Below are 20,932 nucleotides of genomic sequence, written 5' to 3'. Positions count from 1 at the left end.
GTTTATTTTTCTAATAATTCAGTTAATAGTTTTGTGGCAACTTTTGGATCTGCCTTTCCTTGGGATTTTTTCATTACCTGTCCCATAAACATGCCAATCAGACCTTTTTTACCAGACTTATATTCAGCCACTTTTGTTTTATTTTCCTCTAAAACAGATTCAATGATTGGCTTCAAGGAATATTCGTCTGATTCCTGTATCAGGTTGAATTGATGAGCAATATCCAGTGGCGAGGCTTTTGAACCTTGAACCATTTCTGGATATATCTTTTGAGAAGCAATTGAAAAGCTCACTTTTCCCTCATCTACCAAAGCGATCAAATCAGACAACGAATCGGTACTCACTGGAAAATCCGTAATTGTCACCCCTGATTCATTCAAAGTCGATTTAACAGGTCCCATCATCCAATTGGATGCTGCTTTATAATTTCCTGTTTTGGTACAAAGCTCATTGAACCATAAAGCCATTTCCTTTGATTCAGTCAAAAATGAAGCATCGTACTCTGGTAAACCGAACTCTTCGACAAATTTCTTCTGAAGCTCCCTTGGGAGAATCGGCATAGTTTCGCGAATCGAATGCAACCACTCCTCTGAAATGACTACAGGACTCAAATCGGGCTCAGGAAAATACCTGTAATCGTTTAAGTCCTCTTTGGTTCGCATACTAGCTGTTGTTCCAGTAGCAGCATCAAAAGTCCTCGTTTCAGAAATCACTTCTTTCCCTGCTTCCAATAATTCTATGATGCGATTGTGCTCATGTTCAATTGCCCGGAAAACGTTTCGGAAAGAGTTCATGTTCTTCACTTCCACTTTCTTTCCTAATTCTTTGGCTCCTTTCAACATCACAGAAACGTTGGCATCACATCTCAGTGATCCTTCCTCCATGTTTCCATCACAGATATCCAGGTATTTCACCAGTTTTTTAATCTCCGCCAAAAAAGCATAGGCTTCTTCTGGAGACTTCATATCCGGTTCAGATACGATTTCGATCAAAGGTGTACCTGCTCTGTTAAAATCTACCAAGGTATCCGGCTCTCCTGCTAGGTGAATGGATTTACCGGCATCTTCTTCCATATGCACACGGTTGAGTAGAACCTCTTTCGTGGTCCCGTCTTCTAACTTAATAGGAACAGTACCTCCGACACACACAGGTCCTTTGTCTTGTGTAATCTGATAGCCTTTTGGAAGGTCAGGGTAGAAATAATTCTTTCTTGAAAAAATATTATGTCTTGTGATTTCTGAATTACAAGCCAAACCCATTTTCACTGCGTATTCAATCGCCTTTTTATTCACCTTCGGTAAAGTACCAGGATGGCCAAGGGTAATGACAGAAATCTGGGTATTTGGAGAATTACCGTATTCTGTTGAGTCTGAAGCAAAAATTTTACTCTTCGTATGCAACTGGGCATGAACTTCAAGTCCAATGACCAGTTGATACTTGTCTTTTATTTCTTCGCTAACCATTACAGCGTTTTTTCAATTTTTTAAAGGTACAATTCTCTGGCCTTTGCCACTACTCTTTCTAGACCAGCAAGATCTTTTCCGCCAGCAGTGGCAAAAAACGGTTGACCTCCGCCGCCGCCTTGAATCTCTTTTGCCAAATCCCTTACGATTTGACCGGCATTCAGATTTTTACTTTGTACCAAAGCATCTTCGATAATTACCGCAATCTGTGGCTTGCCATCGATGGCAGCTGCCAAAATCACGAATGCATTCTCGACTTCATTTTTTAATTCATAAGCCAATTTTTTCAGAGAATCAGCATTCGGGAGACTTACCTGGGCAATCAAAGTGTTGATGCCATCTGCTTCTACGAATTGATTTAATAACTGACCTTTTACAGCTCCAGCCTTTTCCTGATGCAGACTTTCGATTTCTTTTTTGAGCTCATTTCGCTCCTGAATCAAAGCTTCAACTGCCTTTTTTATATCCTTTGGATTTTTCAAAAGCTCTTGAATCTCTTTCACCAAAATGTCATGTTCTCTTAAATAGCTTTCAGCCGCTTTTGCAGTGATCGCTTCAATTCTTCGGACTCCAGAAGCACTTGATCCTTCAGAAACAATCTTAAACAGTCCTATTTGGCTTGTAGAAGGGACGTGAGTTCCACCGCAAAGTTCTACAGAATAATTCGGGTCAAATGTGATAACGCGAACAAAGTCCCCATATTTTTCTCCGAAAAGCGCTGTTGCACCCATCTTTTTCGCTTCCTCAATCGGCACATTTCGTTGTTCGACTAAAGGAATATTTTCTCTGATTTTAGCATTGACGATTTCCTCCACTTGCGCAATCTCTTCGTCTGTTACTTTTCCAAAATGAGAAAAATCGAAACGAAGCAATTCCTCATTGACCAAAGAACCTCTTTGCTGGATGTGATCTCCCAAAACTTGTTTCAAAGCAGACTGAAGCAAATGGGTAGCAGTATGATTATTCATACTTAATTTCCTTTTCTCACGATCCACCTCGGCAGAAAACCTCACACCAGGAGTTTTTGGCAGCTTTTCAACAAAATGAACGATCAGGTCATTTTCTTTTTTGGTATCGATCACTCGGATTTTCTCCGTGTCAGAAACCAACCATCCTGTGTCTCCTACTTGACCTCCACTTTCAGCATAAAATGGAGTCTTATCTAATACAATCTGGTATTTGTCTCCTTTTTTATCAGTGATAACTCTGTATTTGATGATATGGGAATGAGATTCCAGAAAATCGTATCCAATGAATTCCACTCCAGAATCTTCATGAACCAATACCCAATCTCCGGTTTCTGATTCAGAGGCAGCTCTAGATCTAGTCTTTTGCTTTTCCATTTCAATGGCAAAGCCTTTCTCATCAAGTGAAAGCCCATTTTCTCTGGCAATCAAAGAAGTCAAATCCAAAGGGAAACCGAAAGTGTCGTATAATTCAAAAGCAGTTTTGCCAGGAATTACCGTTTCATTTTTTTCCTTCAGCTCAGCTTTGATTTGGTCTAATATTTTCAAGCCATTGTCCAAAGTACGCAAGAACGATGCTTCTTCTTCATATATGACTTTGGAAATGAACTCCTGCTGCTGTCTTACTTCTGGAAAAACATCTCCAAAATTTTCAGCAATCAAAGAAGTCAGTTCATACAAAAACGGCTCATGAAAGCCCAAAAAGGTATATCCATAACGAACCGCTCTTCTCAAAATTCTACGGATTACGTAACCCGCTTTATTATTGGAAGGTAGCTGTCCATCTGCAATCGTAAATGAAATAGCTCTAATATGGTCTACAATTACTCTGAATGCAATATCAGTTTGTTCGTCTTTTCCATAGGTTTTGCCTGATTTCTTTGCCAAAGCAGCTAAAAAAGGTGCAAACAAATCCGTATCGTAATTGGAGGATTTTTGCTGGATAGCACGAACTAATCGCTCGAATCCCATTCCTGTATCCACATGTTTGGCTGGCAATTCTTTCAGGCTTCCATCAGCAAGTCTGTTGAATTGCATGAAAACCAAATTCCAGATTTCGATAACCTGTTCATGGTCATTATTGACCAAATCTCTTCCAGCAACATTTGCTCTTTCAGAATCTGGCCTTAAATCTATGTGGATTTCAGAGCAAGGTCCGCAAGGTCCTGTATCTCCCATTTCCCAGAAATTATCTTTCTTGGAACCCATGATAATTCGGTCCTCAGGAACGATTTTTTTCCAAAAATCAAAAGCTTCGGAATCCATCGCAAGATTATCTCCTGTATCGCCTTCAAAAACCGAAACGTAAAGTCTGTCTTTTGGAAGTTTATAAACCTCAGTCAATAGCTCCCATGCCCATTCGATTGCCTCTGCTTTGAAATAATCTCCAAAAGACCAGTTGCCAAGCATCTCAAACATGGTATGATGGTAGGTGTCCACGCCCACTTCTTCCAAGTCGTTGTGCTTGCCGCTGACACGAAGACATTTTTGAGAGTTGGCTACACGAGCATATTTGGCGACTTCATTTCCCAAAAAAGCGTCTTTGAACTGATTCATCCCTGCATTGGTAAACATCAACGTGGGATCATTTTTGACTACAATTGGTGAGGACGGAACGTAATAATGTTCTTTGGATTGGAAAAACTCAATGAAGGTGCTCCTGATTTCTTTTGCTTCCATGAAAGGTTTTGAGGCAATTATTAACTCTTTTCAGCTGAACTCCAGCCAATTTTATCGGGTGACAAAATTAATAGAATTGATGGTGTTACCTGCATTGTTTACGGAATTTCTATTTTGAACTTCCTTTGATTCCAATCCAGTTTCCAACTTCATAAATCTTTCTTACTTTCAATAAACTTTTAAAACTCAAAAATCATAATGAGCTATTTAGATCACATTACCTCTCCTACTTTACTTCTTGATGAAAATATCTGCCGCGCAAACATCAAACGCATGGCTGACAAGGCTGCTCGCCACAACATGAAATTGGTTCCCCATTTCAAAACTGCACAGTCCCATGAAATCGGTGACTGGGCCAAAGAATACGGAATCACGGAAGTAACTGCTTCCTCCATTAAAATGGCTGAATACCTAAGTGGAGAAGGTTGGGTAAACATACATATCGCTTTTCCTTTCAATCCATTGGAAATCCCAAAACTGAATCAAATAGCAGAAAAACAGTCTATTTCCGTTCAGCTGATCAATACCACGACTACCCAAATGCTTGTTGACCAATTAGAATTTCCTGTTGGTTTTTTTATTGAAATAGATGCAGGATACGGTAGAACAGGTGTGGAAGTAACCGATTTTGGATTGATTGAAGACATCTTATTCATTGCTAAAAAATCAGACAAGCTCAATTTCAAAGGATTCTATCTACATCCGGGACATACTTATTATATGTCTGACATTCCTGCTATCTATGAACAATCAAGAAATGCACTCAGCATGCTGAAAAATAAGTATAGCACAGAATATCCAAAATTAGCGACTCGAGTTGGGGACACCCCAGGATGCGCTGTGATGGAAGATTTTGGAGATATTGATGAAATGGGTCCAGGTAATTTTGTCTTCTATGATCTGATGCAAGCCGAATTGGGAGGATGTTACAAATCAGATATTGCTGTTTGCTTGGCAGTACCAGTTGTGGACATCAAAAAAGACAGAAATGAAATTCTTGTTCATGGTGGAGGAGTCCATTTGGCGAAAGATGTTCTTATTGATTCAGATGGCAACAAAAACTTCGGTGAAGTGGTGTATTTGGATGAAAATGGCTGGGAAATTCCAGAAGATCGTTCGCACTTAAAAAGCATCTCCCAAGAGCATGGTATCATTAAAGCTTCAAAGGAATTAATGGCTAGGGTGAAAGTTGGGGATTTACTGGGAATCCTTCCTGTGCATTCTTGTATGACAGCAGATGCTATGGGATCCTATTTGACAATTGACGGAAAAGTAGTGGACCATGCAGAAGGATATTCAGCCTAAATTAATTTCAACACTTTCCTAATGTATAAGCAACTTCAGATAATCCGCTATTTTCAGTCTCCACTTGAAACTGTTTTCAATGCTTTTACTACTTCAGAAAGTCTTGAAAAGTGGTGGGGACCGGCAGGTTTTGCCATGGAAACGAAAAAGTTTGAGTTTCATACGGATGGTATTTTCCACTTTGTTTTGAAAAATGATGCTTTTGAAATGTGGGCAAAATGGGTTTTCCAGAATATCAGAGAACCTCATAAAATCCAGGTAATCAATTGTTTTTCGAATGAAGCTGGTGAAACAGTAAAAGCTCCAGAAATCCCTTTTGGTCCGGATTGGCCATTGGAAATGATTTTGGATCTGGAGTTTTATGAGGAAGATGGAAAGACCAGAATCGACATGGTCTCTTTTCCCCATAATGCTAGCGATGAATCGAAAGCCGTTTTCTCAAATAGCATTTCGCAAATGGAAGAAGGTTTTTCGGCAACTTTTGGTCAATTGGAAAAGTACCTTGAGGAGTAAATCTAAACTGGAATTGAAGCAATGAGCGCTTTATCGAACAAAATCTCTTGGGTTTTATTTGGATTCTTTGGTACAGTTATAGGCCTCTACCCGATCCTTTATTTTGTCTTTGGCCGTCAGTTTGGGGTTCTGAATTCGCATGGTCCCGAAGAGTTGAATAGTTTGATCTGGAACAGCTTTTTCTATACACATATCGTTCTGGGAGGTTTTTCCCTGCTTATAGGCTGGATTCAATTTCATCAAAAACTAAGGGATAAGAATAGGAAGCTGCATAAGCGAATTGGAATGGCATATGTCACAGCTGTTTTCTTCTCAGGAATTGCAGGAGTGTATGTGTCGATTTATACAGTCGGAGGAATTGTCAGTTCTTTAGGATTTTTCCTCTTAGGTTTAGTTTGGCTTTTCACCACTGGTATGGGCTGGAAAACTGCAAAAAACAAAGACTTTGATTCTCATGAAAACTGGATGACCTATAGTTACGCAGCTTGTTTCGCTGCTGTGACTTTACGAATCTACCTACCGATTTTAGAGAATGTCTTGGGAGGATTTATTCCAGCTTATAGAGTGGTGGCTTGGTTGTGCTGGGTTCCAAACATGTTGGTAGCTTATTGGATTATTTCAAAAAGAGAACAAAAAACCAAAAAAGTCATTCAAGCCTGATTTCCCAATTCAACTCGAAGCTCATTAAAAATCGATCCTAAAAAGATCGATTTTGTTTTTTAGAAGACAAGAGAAGTGAAATTGATTGAAGTCACCACTCTCCCAACTGATTATAAAGCGTTCATTGCTGTAAAATTATCACCCTTTTTTAGTATTTGTCATTATGAAACAATAGATTTAAAAGTTGAATTAGTTTTTGCTTCAACCCTATTAACAAAACCAGAAATAATCTATAGCCATGAAAAAAAATTTATGGATAGCAGTTCTAATTACTTTTCTAATTGGAACTAAATCCCATGCACAGGAAGCCCTTTTTGGAGCTCAACAAATCACTTCCCCTGAAATCCACGATGACAGTTCTGTCACCTTTCGATTCTTTGCTCCAACTGCGGAATCGGTTCAAGTAACAGGGGATTTTCTTCCAACCGTAAAAGTGGAAACACCTCGAGGTATGATGGACGCTCCCGGAAAGGCAGATTTAGTAAAAGATGATAAAGGAGTTTGGTCATTTACCTCAAGTTCTCTGTCACCAGAATTATACAATTATTCTTTTTTGGTGGATGGATTAAGATCAATTGATCCAAACAACCCTTTCCTAATCAGAGATGTGGCTTCGATAACCAATATTTTTATCGTTGGTGATGGTCAAGCTGCTCTTTACAGAACCAATGACGTACCGCATGGTACAGTTTCCAAAAGATGGTACGACTCTCCGGGACTTGGAATGGACAGGAGAATCACTATTTATACTCCTCCAGGATATGAAAAATCAAATGAAAAGTATCCAGTTTTATACCTTTTACATGGCGCAGGTGGAGATGAAGAGGCTTGGATTTCTCTAGGACGTACGGCACAAATCATGGATAATTTAATTGCCGAGGGGAAAGCAAAACCGATGATCGTAGTGATGCCAAATGGAAATGTTATCCAAGACGGAGCTCCAGGTGAAGGCAGTGAAGGTTTTTATAAACCACAGTTTATGGTTCCAAAAACTATGGATGGAACCTACGAAGCCAATTTTATGGATATCATCAAATTCGTAGAAGCTAATTATCAAGTAAAAGCGGATAAAGCTAACCGGGCAATTGCTGGTCTATCAATGGGTGGATTCCATACCTTACACATCTCCAGACATTACCAAAACACCTTTGATTACATGGGCTTATTCTCAGCCGCAATCATGCCTAGAGAAGATGCTACTGGAAAAGTCTATTCCAATTTTGATGAGACATTAAAAACTCAGATGGACAATGGCTATGAGTTATATTGGATAGCTATCGGGAATACCGATTTCCTTTATGCAGCCAATAAAGAATTCCGTGATAAACTGGATGCTATGGGGATGCCTTATGAATACGTAGAATCAGAAGGCGGTCATATCTGGAGAAACTGGAGAGTTTACTTGACTCAGTTTGTTCCTCAATTATTCAACTAATCAATTACCAAAATGAACCTAAAAAAACTATATCATTTGATCATTGCAACTGCTTTGATCACAATAGGAAACGAGGTAGCTGCGCAGGAAATCTCTGCAATGCAAGCCCCAAGAGTAGTCTCTCCGGAGGTTGCTGCCAATAATTCTGTCACTTTCCGAGTATATTCTGCAAATGCAAATGCAGTGACCTTAAATGGGAGCTGGATGGGATTTCGGGAAACTCTACCATTACAAAAAGACGAAACTGGCGTTTGGTCTGTAACTGTAGATCCACTTCCATCTTCCATGTACCATTACAACTTTTTCATCGACGGTGTATCTGCGATTGATCCTACAAACCCACATGCTTTACGAGACGGAACACGTTATGCAAGTTTATTGATGGTTCCTGGAGAAGAAGCTGATGTCTTCGAATTAAATGATACGCCTCATGGAAATGTATCTAAAGTATGGTATTCCTCTCCTACTTTGGAAAGCAATAGAAGAATGTATGTCTATACTCCTCCGGGTTATGACTCAGGGAATGAAACCTATCCGGTTTTATACTTGCTTCACGGAGCGGGTGGTGATGAAGATGCATGGACAGCTTTAGGTAGAGCAAATCATATTTTGGATAACTTGATTGCTGAAGGAAAGGCAAAGCCAATGTTGATCGTAATGACAAATGGAAATGCATGGCAAGCCAGCACCCTGAGAAACAGACCAGGTGTAGAAGCTGTAACCCGTGAGACTTATGCTCAGTTTCAGGGAAAATTTGAAGAAAGCTTAGTAAAAGACGTAGTACCCTACATCGAAAAGCATTACAGAGTCATCAAAAACAAAGACGGAAGAGCACTTGCCGGTTTATCAATGGGTGGCGGTCATACCATTACTGCTTCTATAGAAAACCCTGGAACTTTCGGATATATCGGCGTTTTTAGTAGTGGTATTTTTGATGCCAATGCTGACATGGCTGAAATGGAAAAGAAGTTCACAGCTTTGGAAAACTCTGGTGTAGAAAAATATTGGGTAGGCTGTGGTGTTGATGATTTCGTCATGGATTCCAATAAAAGGCTATTAAGCGTTTTAGATAAGACCGGATTTGAACACGAATATTATGAAAGCGCCGGAGGCCATACTTGGGCAAACTGGAGAGATTACTTGAGCATTTTTGCTCCAATGTTATTTCAATAAAGAATAAGGAAAAGCGAAGTTTGATACTTCGCTTTTTTTATGACACTTGGCTAAAAAATGCTCTCCAATAAATTTCAAATTAGAACTGGAAGAGATAAGTCAGAACAATTATATTTTATTGGAGTTTTCCTAAAATAAAACCCTAGAGATCTATTGGGTTTTATTTAGTAATTTCAGAAGAATCAACCCGTATCAAGAAAGAATTCAATTTAAATTTTGGCACAAATAACCAACCTATGAAAAAATTAACCTTTATTTTTTTGTCATGCTTGCTATTCGCAGGCATTTCAAAAGCCCAATCTGGAATGGAGAATGTCACCATTACCTCAGAACAACTAGCCCCCAATATTTATGTGCTTTTTGGGTCAGGAGGTAATATCGGTCTTGCTGTAGGCGAGAATTACGCATATATGATCGATGATCAATTTGGACAACTCTCAGAAAAAATATTGGCTGCGGTAAGGAAAATCACAGACAAACCACTCAAGTATGTTGTAAATACTCACTGGCATGGTGACCACACAGGAGGAAACGAAAACATGGCCAAACAAGGTGCGATCCTTGTCGCAAATGATGCGGTGAGAAAAAGAATGAGCATGCCCCGTAATGGTGAAACTGCATCTACAACACCTTACTTAGCCTTGCCTGAAATCACCTTTACTGATGAAATGACAATTCATTTGGACCCAAATAATACGATGATGATTTTCCATATGGAAAGCGCTCATACTGATGGGGATTCATTCATTTATTTCCCTGAGAAGAATGTGATTCATCTAGGAGATAATTTTCCAAATGGTGGCTATCCCTTTATTGATATAAATTCCAACGGAGATATAGAAGGTTTAATCACAAACCTAAACAGGGCTCTTTTCCTGGTGAATGATCAAACCAAAATTATCCCGGGCCATGGAAAAGTTTCAGATCGAGCTACTCTCAAATCTTACAGAGATATGATTGATACTGTCAGAGAGCGAGTGAAAAGCGCCAAGTCTTCCGGAAAAAGTCTAGAGGAAGTTCAAAAAATGGGGCTTTCTAAGGAATGGGATGAAGAATTCGGTAAGGGTTTCATCAACTCAGAAAGGTTTATAGAATCGGTTTTCAAAACCGTTGATTTATAAGAAATCAAATACCTCACTTTGAAAGCGTTGTCTATCGGCAACGCTTTTTTTGTTAAAAAAGAGCATTTAAGTCTTTTTAACCTTGAAAATCAACTAACTAAACCTAACTTATTCCGTACAAAAAGAAAGTATTAAACAAATCCTCCATATGAAATTTTTATACGCTACAGTTCTTTTGTTCGCAGCCTTCACTTTCAAAGTATCAGCACAAGAAGCTGAAGTGCTTGAAAAAATTGATCCAAAATTCGATTTAAAAATCAGTCCATTTTTATCTGATTCCCTAAAAGTCCATCCCATAAACCCAATTGAAGATCTAAAACCTTACGCACAATTAAGATCGCTGGAGGATAAAAATGGGCGAGTGATTCCATTAAATAGAGAAATCCATTTCATTAATCCACAAGAGCAAAGTTTCATGGATCCTATGCCAATGGCAAAACTGGAAGGTTATAGCAACATGCCGTTTGTCCAATTTGATAATGATAAAAACTACACGCTTTTGATCAAGCCTTTCAAATAGGCTGGATGTAGATTTTTTTTAGTTATTCATCAAGATTGAAGTCCTAAAAGAATCGGAGGGAATTAATTTCATTTCAAAAACCATTTTCGACTAGAAGGGTTTTATCCCAAAAGTCTATGGGAAAACCATTGACATTTAGTATTTTAAAGGAATACAATGTCTTTATGAAAGAAACCTTAAGAATCCGGAGTCTTTTTGAAAAACAGTACGATGGTGACCCCTGGCTTGGGGTAAATTTCATTTCAAAACTTTCCCAAATTACCCCTGAAATAGCGGCATATAAATTTTCTCCAGAAACCAATTCTATCTGGGAAATCCTGAATCATATTATTGGCTGGCGAGAAGCAGTCCTTCAAGGCATCCCTCAAAACGGCTATATTTCGCCCGAACACAATTTCATTTGCCCAATAGAATCACCTACCGATTTGGAATGGGAACATACTCTTGTTCGATTGAAAGATTCACAAGAAGACTGGCTTGATTTTTTGAATGAAACAGATAAAACCCTACTCCAAAAACCATTCAGTAAAAAAATATACAATCACTACGAACTCATCTTGGGTGTTTTACACCATGATATTTATCATTTAGGTCAGATTTCACTCTTACTGAATTTCTGTAAGAATATAGAAGGCCTGAAAAAATAAAAGCCAGATCAGAATTACCTAACCTGGCTTTTAAATTATTTCTTTGAGGTTACCTCACTTCTTTTTGATAATCCGTCACCAAGTGCTCGATGAAAAACTCCATCATTCGATCGCGGTTTAGCGCAGTATGACCTCCATCTGGAGCAATCTGAACTTCTATGCTTTTTCCAGCATCCTGAAATGCTTTGATCAACTGAAGTGAATTGGAAGGATGCACATTATTGTCGGCTGTTCCAAAGAAAATCAACAATTCCCCTTGCAATTGATCGGCTTTATTCATCAAACTAAATCTGTTGTATCCCTCTTCATTGTTGTCAAGAGTGCTCATAAATCGCTCAGTGTAAATGTTGTCATATAATCTCCAATCAGTCACAGAGGAGTTAGCAACAGCAGCATGAACCAAATCAGGGAATCTTAAAAGCATGGAAGCAGCTGTGGTTCCTCCGTAGGAAGTACCATAAACTCCAACTCGCTCTTTGTCAAAATAGGGTCTGCTGTGCAGTGACTTGATTCCTTCTGCGAAATCATCCATTTCGACTAAACCAAGATTTCCATAAAGTTGATCCAACAATTTCTTTCCTCTTCCTTTTACGTTTCGGCCATCAATATTCAATACCAAAAACCCATATTCTGTCAAAGGATCTGGATAAGTAAAATTCTCACGAAATGCATTTGTTGCCGGCCCACCGTAATTACTTAGAATCACAGGATACTTTTTGGATGGATCAAAGTCTGATGGAAAATGAATCATGCCATGTAGCTCAGTCACGCCATCTTTGGAAGTAAAAGTAAATACCTCCACCTTCTTCAATCCCAGCTCTTCAAACTTACTCATGTCGCTTTTTGCCAATTCAGCAACCACTTTACCTTTGGAATCAATCAAATTAGTAAATGGGGCAACATCATGTTTTTGAGCTACATCTACAAAATATTTTCCATCAGGTGAAATAGCTACTGAATGGTTGAATGCAGGATCAGTTAATCTAATGTCCTTCGTACCATCCAGTTTCACACGGTGCAATTGCATCAACATGTGGTTTTCACCAGATCGAGCCATGTAGTACAATTCCTTTGCTTTTTCATCCACCTTGACAATGTTTGCCACTTCAAAAGGATGGCTAGTGATTGCATTAACCAAAGTGCCATCAAAATTGTACAGGTAATAATTATTGAACCCTGATCTTTCAGAGGCCCAGATAAAATGCTCGCCATCTGCCAAGACTTCCATTTCAGGAGAGTTCTCTACGAAACTTGGAAGCCATTCTTCTCTGATCACAATTCTGCTTTTACCTGTTTCAGGATTTGCAGCTCGAAGCTCCAGGATGTTCTGCCTTCTATTTGTGCTGTGAAAAAGCAATTCTTTTCCATCAGGTGTCCAAGAAATGTCATAGATGTAAGTTCCAAGATCTCCGTCATCATAGGCTTTGCCATCACGAATATCCAGCTCTTTCATCTCTTTAGTTTCCAAATCATAAACCATCAAATCAACAGGTAGATTTGGCTCACCAACTTTAGGATAAGCTTCGATTTCCAATGAGTCATACAATGAAAGTTGATCAAGCAAAACGTAGTATTTCTTCACGTCCTTCTCTACAAATCTGTAGAAAGCAATCTTCTTGCTATCTGGAGACCACCACATAGCTGTGTTTTGTCCCAATTCTTCTCCGTAGACCCAAGTAGCAATTCCGTACTTCACTTGGTTTTCTTCATTGCCATCAGTAGTAATAGCCACGACTCCTGATCCGTCAGGATTACTGATGTACATATTTCTATCCTTTGTGAAGGCTTTTACTTTACCATCGGGAGAAACTGCAGAATCAAATTGGCGACCTCTTGCCGGGCCGTTATATCTTCTTCGTTCCATCCTTGGAGCCTCACCAATCTCAGTTGTAGTCTTAGACTTGAGGTCGTATTTATAAAGTTTTCCAGATTGAACATACTCAAAGCTTGTTCCTTCTTCGTTCCAAGTGGCATTGATTGCTCCTGATTTCACAGAGCTGTAAATCTGCGGAGCCATTTTTTGGTATTGTTCATAGCCAGGCATGTTTTTCAACTTATCCTGTGCTTGTGTCATCACGACGGAGGCCAAAGTTGCCGCGATCGTGAGGATGAACTTATTCTTCATATGATTCAAGGGTTTTAACTATTCTAAGTCCCGATGATAGTACTTTTCTTTTAAATTTTAAGTCTAAAATATACGGATGGAATAACTCTATGATTAAGGAAAGCGTATTGTTTTTAGAAGCTTTAAGAATAAACCCCAAATATCATGAATCTCATTTCAACATCTGGCAACGGTAGTTTCAAAGTTTTGGAAGGTCATCAAGAAATCTTCAAACTGAATTATACCAATTGGTTTTTGGGCAAAGCGGAAGCTTTTTTGGACAGACAAAAGATTGAAATAAAGCCAAAAGGTCTATTTCAAACCAAATCTGAAATCAGAAAACATGGCAAAAATATCGGGACGATTGGGATGTCTTGGAATGGTAAAATGCATATCCAATACACAAATGAGGAAGGTAAACTCTTAAAGTTCACATTGGAAAGGACAGGTTTTTGGCAATCCGATTTTTGCCTAAAAAATGAGCAGGATGAAGTGCTGATGGAATTGAAAGCTTCAACCAATTGGAAAAAACTCAAATTAGATTATACGATTGTTTTTAAATATGAAGATACGCAGGTAGATAATAATGAATTGCTGGTTTATGTGGGATATGCAATGAACCTTCATGTGGCTATAACCAGTGCTTCCTGATAGAACTTTTAAACTTGAGTTCATTTCTAAAATCTTACCGATTTTCAATTAATTCTTTCTACTCAATTAATTTCCTCATTTTAGCTTTTCATTAAAAGCTAAATAATGAGTTTACCGATATCACAAAGTGATAGAATTGAATTACTAGACATTTTTAGAGGGTTTGCTGTTTTTGGGATTTTTGTGGTCAATATTGAGATCATGAATTGCGCAATTTCAAACCAAGGAATTTTTGCTAAGCAATTTCAAGGAGACATAAATCTTGTCGTTTTTAGGGTTCTACAACTCTTATTCTACAGCAAATTTTTTCCGATTTTCTCATTTTTATTTGGACTTGGCATTTCAATGCAAACCATGAAATTGTTCAAACTAAGTCAAAATAGGATTTCATTTTATTTCCGCAGAATGTTTTTCCTTTTTGTGATTGGAGTCATGCATATTCTGTTTTTGTGGAATGGAGATGTAATCCATTTGTATGCTTTATTGGGTTTAGGAATTATTTATATCATTTATCTTCCTGATAAGTGGATTCTTGGAGGTTCAATTTTCTTGTTGATTTTTCCTTTTTATGATCAGTTTGCCTTTTGGTTTTTTGAACACATTGGTTTTTCACCTGAATCTTTTCTGGAAGCCTATCCTTCTGAAAAAATCACTGAACTCCTCAGAAATGGTCCCTACTTGGAAACGGTTAATTTTCGAGTCCAGGAATACTTATCAAACGTCCCAATCCTTTTCGTTTACTTAGCTCCACTGGCTTTATCAATGTTCCTTTTAGAGGTTTATTTTGGAAAGAATCAGTTTGAGAGGCAACTGGATTTATTGGTGAAAAAAACTCAAAAATCAGTCATCTGGATAATGATACTGACCAATGCTTATAGAATAATATTCATCTTTTATTTACCAAACTAGGAAATTTATAGAAATGAAATTGCCCGACCCATTTTTTTCAAAATCATGTATTTATCCGACTTAGCTTTCGGACTATTTTACCTTTGGCTATTGGCCTACCTCTACTATTTCACTTCTTGGAAAAAACTCATCAAACCATTCAAATATCCTGGAAAAATGGCACTGACTAATTACATTTTGCAAAGTGTGATTGGTCTTTTTCTTTTTTCATCAATTGGTTTGGGTTGGTATGAAAAACTATCTCCAGTTCAGACATTTCTCTTAGCAATTGGAGTATTTATTTTCCAATGGTTCTACAGTAAACTCTGGTTATCCTACTTCCAATATGGACCTTTAGAATGGTTATGGAGATGTTTTACTTATCAGAAATTTTTTCCAATAAAAAAGAACCAAATAGAAGGAAAGTAATTGCCTTAATCCAGATTCATTAAAATAGAAATCGATTCCGTGAATTATCAATTCCCTTCTGGTAATTGTCAGACTGTTCAGGCTAGCTATTAAAACTATAATTGCTATTTTAAGCCTTTCTTGATCGTTCCTTAGGATTTTAAGGTTGATCACCAAATTAATCAAACCCAAAATTATGAAATCCAAATCCTGGAACTTATTGGTTCTATCAGTGATCCTATTGACAGTAGTAGCCTACCTCTTTTTATTCAGCGAACAAAAAATTGATCCCGAATTAGGTTCTGTACCTTATATATTTTGGACGGGATTTATAGTGACTGTTGTAGTTGTGTTCGCAACATTCCTCGGCTCCAAACTTTTTCCATACGAAGATCCTAAGAAGCCATGATCGGTTGGTTAGTATTCTTCTTTGGTATTTTCCTAGCCATGCTAGGCTATGCCTCTTATCGATCTTATCGAAAAGACAGGACCTCAGATGATTTCATTTTCGCAGGATCAAATATTGGAACCATTTTAGGTTTCCTGACATTCTCTGCAGCCCTTTTTAGTGCATTTACATTTATGGGAATGCCGGATTTCTTCCGAACCCACGGAGTTGGGGCCTGGATTTTCTTGGCACTCTCGGATGCATTAATGGTATTCTTTCTGATCTGGTTTGGTTATGCGCTTCGAAAAAGAGCAACCATCAAAGGTTATAAAGGCATAGCCGGACTAGTGAAATCCTGCTACGAAAATTCATTTGCTGGTTATCTTGTTTTTGCCAGCGCCTTCCTGTTCTTGATTCCTTATGTAGCCATCCAAATCAGAGGTATTTCTATCTTCTTAGATGCAGCATTTCCCGACATGCTCCCCTATTGGTCTTGGTCGGCTTTGTTGGTTTTCATCATGTTGATCTATTCTGAAATCGGCGGGCTTAAGGCCATTGTTTACAGTGATGCCATCCAAGGAGTTATCATGCTTGCCGTGATTTGGATAATTGGTCTTACCTGTCTGAAAATGGCTGGTGGCTTAGAAGACGGTATCGCTCAGGTTGCCTCGACAAATAAGGATTTACTTTCTCTTCCTGGACCAAATGGACTTTTCAGCAGTCCATTTCTGATTGCTTCTGCCATTGCTATTGTTTTGATTCCTGTTTCTCAACCGCAGTTTACCACTCGTTTGGTGGTGATGAAAAATCTGAAATCAGTGCATCGAATGGCCTATGCAGTTGGGATTTTCGCCATTTTAGTAATCCTACCAACTGCCTTTATTGGCTTATATGGGGCAATCCAATATCCAGAAGCCAGTACTGCAGACTTTCTTAGCCAAGCTTTGCTTTTTGATCAGGCAGTTCCTGTAGCAGCTTTGGCAGTAGTTGGTTTATTTGCAGCCTGTCTTTCGACCACCAATGCACAGATTTTTGCTTTAGGAACTGAGTTGCGAAGCTTATTAGGAGGATCAGACAAATCAAATATGAGGGTGACCAAAATTTCTATCCTTGTATTTTCATTGATCGTTTTGGTCTTTTCTACTTACATGAGCGATGAATTGGTGCTCTTGGCAAGAGTGAGTTTTGCTGGCACATCCATGATTGCGCCGGTGGTTTTGGGAGCAGTGATTTTCAGCAAACCTCCTAAAGCATTGATCGGTCTTTCAGCTTTTGCATTGTCCTTTTTTATCCTATCTATAGTGGGGGTTGTGCCAGATAAGTATTTTGGATTACCTCTGGATTTTGTGATGTATATCATACTATTTGTATTCACGAGCGCTATCATGATTACCCATTCAAAAACCAAAAAAAATGAAGCTTCATCCTGAAATAAATATAAATGAATTAAAAGGCCCATTAGAGCAGTTTTGGAAGCTTTCCGGTCAAAAAATTGAATTGATTGAAAAGTCTTTTGACCCTGCCAAAGGAGCTCCGGTTTTTACGGAAAAGGGTGTTTATGTAACCCGAGGCTGGACTGAATGGACCCAAGGTTTTCAGTATGGATCTGCCCTACTACAATTTGATGCTACAGGAGACGAAAAATTCCTGAAAATCGGGCGGGATAATACCCTTAACAAAATGGCTCTTCATTTGACTCATACTGGAGTTCATGATCATGGATTTAACAATGTGAGCACCTACGGAAACCTTCTAAGATTAATGAAGGAGGGTAAAATCTCAGAAAACGAATGGGAGAAGAATTTCTATAAAATTGCCTTAAAAGTAAGTGGTGCGGTTCAGGCTATGCGTTGGACAACAATCCAAGGAGGTGGTTTTATTTACTCCTTTAACGGACCTCATTCTTTGTTTGTGGACACCATCCGTTCTTGCCGTGCCTTGGTAGTTTCTCATGCTTTGGGACATGTGCTTCAGGGAGAAAATGACAAGCGTATTTCTTTGATCCAGCGAGCAATCCAGCATATCCTGAGTACAGTGAAATACTCAATCTATTATGGTAATGGAAGAGATTCCTATGACATTGCCGGGAGGACAGCCCATGAAATCATTTTCAATACCAATGACGGAAATTACCGCTGTCCAAATTCCCAGCAGGGATATACAGGTTTTAGCACTTGGACCAGAGGATTGGCTTGGGCAATCTGTGGATTGGGTGAAACCTTAGAAGTTTTAGATCAGATTGACGAGCGAGACTATGCTATCCTGATTTCCAAAAATGCTTTAATAGAAGAACTGCTCACTGCAGCGAAAGCGACCGCCGAGTTTTATATTCAAAACACGCCCACTGACGGAATTCCTTACTGGGATACCGGAGCTCCTGGCTTATCAAAAATGGGAGATTATTTAAACCGGGAATCAGATCCATTCAATAGCTTCGAACCAGTCGACAGTTCTGCAGCTTGCATCGCAGCTCAAGGTCTTTTGAGAATTGGGAATTTCCTTCAAAAAAGTGAGCCAGAAACATCTGAAAAATACATAAAAGCAGCATTATCTGTTGCCAAATCACTTTTCAGTGAGCCTTACCTATCAACTGACAAATCCCATCAAGGATTAATTTTACACAGCATTTACCATCAGCCAAATGGTTGGGATTACCAACCTGAACCTGATAAAGCTCCTTATGGAGAATCTTCCATGTGGGGAGATTATCATGCGCGTGAATTGGCTTTGGTACTTCAGCGTATGCTCAATCAGGAAACCTATTATAGTTACTTTAACTGCATCCAACCTATCTCATGAGTAGCGGAAAATACAAACCGGAATATCCCCGAGTTGCTCAGCTGAAAACAGCTGAGATCTTCCGGGAATATCTTGCGAAGGAAAATATTGATTTGGGCTTTGATGAAGAGCTGACAAAAGGCACGGACTCTCCTTTTGCAAAATCCTATACTACGAGAGCCGGAAATCAAATCGGAAACTCATTTTGCATCCTCCCAATGGAAGGATGGGATGGAACGACAGATGGGAGACCATCTGAAATGACAAAAAGACGTTGGAAAAACTTTGCGATCAGCGGAGCAAAATTACTTTGGGGATGTGAGGCAGTAGCCGTCAGACATGAAGGACGAGCCAATCCCAATCAATTGGTGATGAATGAAGCCAATCTTTCAGAATTTGAAGGGCTTTATCAAATGGTTGAGAAGGAGCATCAAGAAGCTTTTGGGAATACGAGTGATTTGTTGACCGGACTTCAATTGACGCATAGTGGAAGGTTTTGCAAGCCTAATAGCAAAACCAAAATGGAGCCTAAGATCCTCTATTCCCATCCGGTTTTAAATAAGAAATTTGGATTGGCCGAGGATTATCCCATTATGAGTGATTTTGAGATTTCAGAACTTATCGATGATTATGTGATTGCTTCGGTAAGAGCTCAAAAAGCGGGTTATAAGTTTGTGGATATCAAACATTGTCATGGGTATTTGGGCCATGAGTTCCTAAGCGCATACGACAGAGATGGGAAGTATGGAAAGTCTCTGGAAAATCGAACCCGGTTTTTAAGAGAGATTGTAGCAGGAATACGCGCGGAAGCTCCAGGGCTGGAAATTGGGGTAAGAATGAGCATTTTTGACTGGGTTCCTTTCAAGGAAGGTCCAGACGGAAAGGGAATTCCCTCCATGACTGATGGATACAAGTATGCATTTGGAGGGGATGAAACCGGAACACAAGAAAAACTCTCTGAGTCTTTCGAATTTCTAAATGAACTGAAAAAGCTAGACATCGAATTACTCTGTACCACAGCGGGAAGCCCTTATTATAACCCACATATTCAGAGACCAGCACTCTTCCCTCCTTCCGATGGCTATAATCCACCAGAGGATCCACTTCATGGAGTTGCCAGACAAATACAGGCATGTGCCGAAGTGAAAAAAGCATTCCCTGAATTTTATGTGGTGGGATCAGCCTACTCTTATCTCCAGGAATGGCTTCCAAATGTAGGTCACAACGTTTTGAATGAAGGAAAAGCAGATTCAATAGGTTTGGGAAGAATGGTTCTCAGCTATCCGGATTTACCAGCGGATGTTTTGGCTGGAAATGAAATGAAACGTCCCAAAATCTGTCGGACTTTTTCTGATTGCACCACAGCTCCAAGAAACGGAATCATTTCGGGATGCTATCCTTTGGATCCTTTTTACAAGAAAATGGAAGAACACGATCAACTTAAAGCAGCAAAAAACAAATGAAACCAGTCGCATTAATTACAGGAGGATCACGAGGAATTGGATTTGGCATCGCCAAGAAACTGGCTGAGGCTGGCTATAATTTAGGAATCAACGGAGTAAGACCAGAATCTGATGCAAAAGCTAACCTTGATGAATTGAAAGCTTTGGGTTCTAAAGTGGTCTATCTCCAAGGAAATATTGCCGAAAGATCGGATCTTCATTCCATTATTGAAGGGATGAGAAGTAGTTTCGGTAAAATTGATGTATTGGTCAACAATGCCGGAGTTGCTCCCAGAAATCGCTGTGATGTTTTGGAAGTTAGCGAGGATGATTACGATCATTTGATGAACATCAATGAAAAAGGCACCTTCTTTCTGACCCAGGAAATTGCCAAATGGATGATTGATTTAAAAGATTCAAATCCATCCATGCAGGGTTATATCATCAATATTACTTCAGTTTCTGCTGAATTAGCTTCAACAACCAGAGCAGCCTATTGCATGTCCAAAGCAAGTCTATCCATGCTTTCCAAAACCATGGCAATTCGGATGGCTCCTCATGGAATTTCTGTCTTCGAAATCAGACCGGGATTCGTGGATACTGATATGATTGAAAAAGTACGGGCTACTTATCTGGAGTTGGTGAAAACCGGAGCCACCTTAGAAACGAGAATCGGCAAACCGGAAGACATCGGCCAAGTAGTTGCCACTTTAGTGAAGGGAGACCTCCCCTACGCTACCGGGCAAATCATTAATGTTGACGGCGGCTTGACCATCGCAAGAATGTAAAAG

General features: G+C 39.2%; 19 protein-coding genes. 16 read left to right on the top strand and 3 right to left on the bottom strand.

Going from position 1 to position 20,932, the window contains the following annotated elements:
- Positions 1–2 precede the first annotated feature (2 nt).
- Together gatB and alaS are read right to left on the bottom strand one after the other, a co-directional pair.
- Positions 3–1,463 (bottom strand): Asp-tRNA(Asn)/Glu-tRNA(Gln) amidotransferase subunit GatB, encoded by a 1,461-nt coding sequence (gene gatB / locus J0A69_RS11810; protein ID WP_206586755.1) that lies wholly within the window; start codon positions 1,461–1,463, stop codon positions 3–5.
- Positions 1,464–1,483: 20 nt separating this feature from the next.
- Positions 1,484–4,108 (bottom strand): alanine--tRNA ligase, encoded by a 2,625-nt coding sequence (gene alaS, locus J0A69_RS11805; RefSeq protein WP_206586754.1) that lies wholly within the window; start codon positions 4,106–4,108, stop codon positions 1,484–1,486.
- Positions 4,109–4,306: 198 nt separating this feature from the next.
- Between alaS and J0A69_RS11800 the strand changes: the two genes are divergently transcribed.
- The 8 genes from J0A69_RS11800 (at position 4,307) to J0A69_RS11765 (ending at position 11,482) form a co-directional block, all read left to right on the top strand.
- Positions 4,307–5,413, top strand: coding sequence for an alanine racemase (locus J0A69_RS11800; protein ID WP_206586753.1), 1,107 nt, complete (start codon positions 4,307–4,309; stop codon positions 5,411–5,413).
- A gap of 21 nt (positions 5,414–5,434) precedes the next feature.
- Positions 5,435–5,926 (top strand): SRPBCC family protein, encoded by a 492-nt coding sequence (locus J0A69_RS11795; RefSeq protein ID WP_206586752.1) that lies wholly within the window; start codon positions 5,435–5,437, stop codon positions 5,924–5,926.
- A gap of 21 nt (positions 5,927–5,947) precedes the next feature.
- Positions 5,948–6,586 (top strand): DUF2306 domain-containing protein, encoded by a 639-nt coding sequence (locus tag J0A69_RS11790; protein ID WP_206586751.1) that lies wholly within the window; start codon positions 5,948–5,950, stop codon positions 6,584–6,586.
- Positions 6,587–6,824: 238 nt separating this feature from the next.
- Positions 6,825–8,021, top strand: a complete 1,197-nt coding sequence (locus tag J0A69_RS11785; RefSeq protein ID WP_206586750.1) for an esterase — start codon at positions 6,825–6,827, stop codon at positions 8,019–8,021.
- Positions 8,022–8,033: 12 nt separating this feature from the next.
- The gene (locus J0A69_RS11780) at positions 8,034–9,194 is read left to right on the top strand and encodes an esterase (RefSeq protein ID WP_206586749.1); all 1,161 of its coding nucleotides are present in this window, start codon (positions 8,034–8,036) and stop codon (positions 9,192–9,194) included.
- A gap of 236 nt (positions 9,195–9,430) precedes the next feature.
- A complete protein-coding gene (locus tag J0A69_RS11775) occupies positions 9,431–10,315 on the top strand; it encodes an MBL fold metallo-hydrolase (protein ID WP_206586748.1) in 885 nt (294 codons plus the stop codon).
- A gap of 148 nt (positions 10,316–10,463) precedes the next feature.
- The gene (locus tag J0A69_RS11770; protein ID WP_206586747.1) at positions 10,464–10,835 is read left to right on the top strand and encodes a hypothetical protein; all 372 of its coding nucleotides are present in this window, start codon (positions 10,464–10,466) and stop codon (positions 10,833–10,835) included.
- A 116-nt stretch (positions 10,836–10,951) separates the two neighbouring features.
- Complete coding sequence (locus J0A69_RS11765; protein ID WP_206586746.1) at positions 10,952–11,482, top strand: DinB family protein; 531 nt, start codon at positions 10,952–10,954, stop codon at positions 11,480–11,482.
- A gap of 49 nt (positions 11,483–11,531) precedes the next feature.
- On the opposite strand, the gene J0A69_RS11760 is transcribed toward J0A69_RS11765, so the two are convergent.
- Entirely contained in the window at positions 11,532–13,607 is a 2,076-nt protein-coding gene (locus J0A69_RS11760) for a S9 family peptidase (protein ID WP_206586745.1), read from the bottom strand.
- Positions 13,608–13,751: 144 nt separating this feature from the next.
- On the opposite strand from J0A69_RS11760, the gene J0A69_RS11755 reads away from it, so the two are divergent.
- The 8 genes from J0A69_RS11755 to J0A69_RS11720 all read left to right on the top strand — a co-directional run bounded on the left by J0A69_RS11755 (position 13,752) and on the right by J0A69_RS11720 (position 20,929).
- Positions 13,752–14,237 (top strand): hypothetical protein, encoded by a 486-nt coding sequence (locus J0A69_RS11755; RefSeq protein WP_206586744.1) that lies wholly within the window; start codon positions 13,752–13,754, stop codon positions 14,235–14,237.
- Between the two features lie 354 nt (positions 14,238–14,591).
- The gene (locus J0A69_RS11750) at positions 14,592–15,146 is read left to right on the top strand and encodes a DUF418 domain-containing protein (protein WP_206586743.1); all 555 of its coding nucleotides are present in this window, start codon (positions 14,592–14,594) and stop codon (positions 15,144–15,146) included.
- Positions 15,147–15,149: 3 nt separating this feature from the next.
- The gene (locus tag J0A69_RS11745; protein ID WP_317194870.1) at positions 15,150–15,554 is read left to right on the top strand and encodes a DUF418 domain-containing protein; all 405 of its coding nucleotides are present in this window, start codon (positions 15,150–15,152) and stop codon (positions 15,552–15,554) included.
- Positions 15,555–15,729: 175 nt separating this feature from the next.
- On the top strand, positions 15,730–15,942 hold the full coding sequence (locus tag J0A69_RS11740) for a hypothetical protein (RefSeq protein ID WP_206586741.1): 213 nt from the start codon (positions 15,730–15,732) through the stop codon (positions 15,940–15,942).
- The gene (locus J0A69_RS11735; RefSeq protein ID WP_206586740.1) at positions 15,939–17,351 is read left to right on the top strand and encodes a sodium:solute symporter family protein; all 1,413 of its coding nucleotides are present in this window, start codon (positions 15,939–15,941) and stop codon (positions 17,349–17,351) included. Before J0A69_RS11740 ends, J0A69_RS11735 begins: the two co-directional genes overlap by 4 nt.
- Positions 17,335–18,720: a glycoside hydrolase family 88 protein gene (locus tag J0A69_RS11730; RefSeq protein ID WP_206586739.1), complete on the top strand. Its 1,386-nt coding sequence runs from the start codon at positions 17,335–17,337 to the stop codon at positions 18,718–18,720. Before J0A69_RS11735 ends, J0A69_RS11730 begins: the two co-directional genes overlap by 17 nt.
- On the top strand, positions 18,717–20,162 hold the full coding sequence (locus J0A69_RS11725; RefSeq protein ID WP_206586738.1) for an oxidoreductase: 1,446 nt from the start codon (positions 18,717–18,719) through the stop codon (positions 20,160–20,162). Before J0A69_RS11730 ends, J0A69_RS11725 begins: the two co-directional genes overlap by 4 nt.
- Positions 20,159–20,929: a 3-ketoacyl-ACP reductase gene (locus J0A69_RS11720; protein WP_206586737.1), complete on the top strand. Its 771-nt coding sequence runs from the start codon at positions 20,159–20,161 to the stop codon at positions 20,927–20,929. Before J0A69_RS11725 ends, J0A69_RS11720 begins: the two co-directional genes overlap by 4 nt.
- Positions 20,930–20,932: the final 3 nt, after the last annotated feature.

The organism is Algoriphagus pacificus, assembly GCF_017254845.1.
Taxonomy (GTDB): domain Bacteria; phylum Bacteroidota; class Bacteroidia; order Cytophagales; family Cyclobacteriaceae; genus Algoriphagus; species Algoriphagus pacificus.
This window is presented reverse-complemented; position numbering and strand designations above follow the sequence as displayed.